2 protein-coding genes and 1 pseudogene are annotated in these 1,970 nt (G+C 57.5%); all 3 read right to left on the bottom strand.

Going from position 1 to position 1,970, the window contains the following annotated elements:
• Nucleotides 1–363: 363 nt before the first annotated feature.
• Nucleotides 364–1,423, bottom strand: a pseudogene (locus tag NEI07_RS01580) (IS5 family transposase).
• Nucleotides 1,424–1,594: 171 nt separating this feature from the next.
• On the bottom strand, nt 1,595–1,828 hold the full coding sequence (locus tag NEI07_RS01575) for a hypothetical protein (protein WP_256032252.1): 234 nt from the start codon (nt 1,826–1,828) through the stop codon (nt 1,595–1,597).
• Between the two features lie 2 nt (nt 1,829–1,830).
• A partial coding sequence (locus NEI07_RS01570) for a transposase domain-containing protein (protein ID WP_256032253.1) occupies nt 1,831–1,970 on the bottom strand: 140 nt, incomplete at its 5' end.

Genomic DNA, 1,970 nt, shown 5'->3' with positions numbered 1-1,970 from the left:
AAAAAGCTGGGGGTCATCCGGGTCGTGTAAGCTCGAATTTTCGAGCGAGGAGGTAGGCCTGTGACGGGAATTATCGAGATGAAAATATTTGCGGAATTTGTCGGTACTAATGGCGTTTTGGCGCGGCGAGAGGTTTTCGTTGTCCGGCACAACGCGGACCAGCCTCATCTCAAAGATTTCGGTCTAACCCTGGGGCACCTCGAAAAATATCTGCTTAAGGCGCGATGAGCGGCGTTCACGTCATGGCGCAGCCGGGCTGCTCGACTCTGCCTCTCCGTGAGGCCGCCTGAAGTCGCCGCCGACTTGTCGGGAGGGGTTTATAAATGCAGTCACTCACCCTGTCGAGACTGATGACGCGCCGGTTCACTCGCTCGCAGTCGCCACCCTTTCGAGACAGACAAAACGGCGCATGTTGTAGACGAGGTTCGTCATTCCGATCTTGCACCTCGCACGAACGATTCCGATGGTGCGAACAATTCCCGGTCCCATGCCGTTTTTCTGGTCGCCGAACACATGCTCGACGGGGCGCGCACCTTCGAGCGCATTTTGTTGGCGCCCTGCTGCACTTTGCTGAGTTGACGATTACGATACGCTCTACGATGAATCGGCTTTTCAGACCGCGTTCGGCGAGCCTTTTCTCGATTTCCTGGCTGCGATAGGCGCTATCGGCCCACACGTTCGACGCTGTGTCGCTCGCCTCGAGAACGTCCTCAAGCTTTTGACTGTCATGCACGCTCGCGTCGCTCACCGCGTAACGGCGCACGAATTTGTGTCGGCGATCGACGCCGATATGATTTTTGTATCCAAAATACGACCGCTCGTTCTTCTTCGTCCAGCGCGCGCGTCCTTGTCCTTCTGACGGTTCTTGGCCGGCTTCCGCTTCCAGTCTTCGGGCGTCTTGCCGTCCTTAATCGTCTCGTTCTCCTCGCGCGAATTGTGCTGCTTGGGCGTCGAGATGATCATCGCATCGATGATCTGCCCGCCCATGGCGAGATAACCCTTGTCTTTCAGGAACCCATCGAACAAATCGAACAATTCTTCCACCACGCCCGCTTTCGCCAGCGTTTCACGATAGAGCCAGAGAGTTTTGGCGTCAGGAACCGCATCTTCGAGACCCAAGCCAAGAAAGCGACCAAATGAGTAGCGATCGCGAAGCTGGTATTCCGCCTGATCATCAGAAAGATTGTAGAGCGCCTGCAACACCAGCACTTTGAAAATCACGACTTCGTCCCAGGGCTTGCGCCCCGCCGAACTCCTGCGTTCCGCGTCCTGCTTGCGGAGTGCGCCTTTGATCAACGCCGCCTTCAGCTTCGGCCGAAACGACTCCCATGGAACCAACGTCGCGATGGGAACCAGTGGATCGTTCTTGGCGTCGAGCTCTTCATAGCGTTCGGCTCAAATCGAAGAAACCAAGCTGTCCCACGCCAAACTCCCACGTTCAGAACCTGCGAGATTTGAATCTGATTTGCGTAACGGTTGAAAGAGTGAATTTTTCGAGGTGCCCCCTGGAAGAAGGCAAGGCATTGTTGCAGCGGGTGCAAGCCGAACAAAGTATGCATCCGGCGTGGGCCGCAGGGGCTGATCTCGCGCTGCGTCAGGCGTCCGCGCTCGATTTCAAGTCCTTGTGGATTTCGATGAGTTCGACGAGAGTTTCGATGCCGAAGTCGGTGAATGCGAGAACGCCGTCGTCTCCGATGCCGTAGACCCAGATGACGCCGTCCTCGGCATCCATTTCGAGAGCGACGTCGTGGATGAAGTCGACGCTCTCACCGAGACGTGCGGCGACGCGCTCGACGGTCGTGACGTGATCGACCTTGTTGACGTGCATGCTCAGGCCGCCAGCGCTGATGCCCGCTGAGCCGGCGGGCGCCAGTTCCACGGAAGCAGTTCATCAAGCCGGTGCGCGGGATGGGCGGCGATGCGCGCGAGGACATCGGCGAGCCATGCCTGCGGATCAACGCCATTCATCT

The sequence above is a fragment of the Methylocystis suflitae genome, assembly GCF_024448135.1.
Classification (GTDB): domain Bacteria; phylum Pseudomonadota; class Alphaproteobacteria; order Rhizobiales; family Beijerinckiaceae; genus Methylocystis; species Methylocystis suflitae.
The sequence above is the reverse complement of the archived record's forward strand: the minus strand, read 5'-3'. Positions and strand labels throughout refer to the sequence as shown.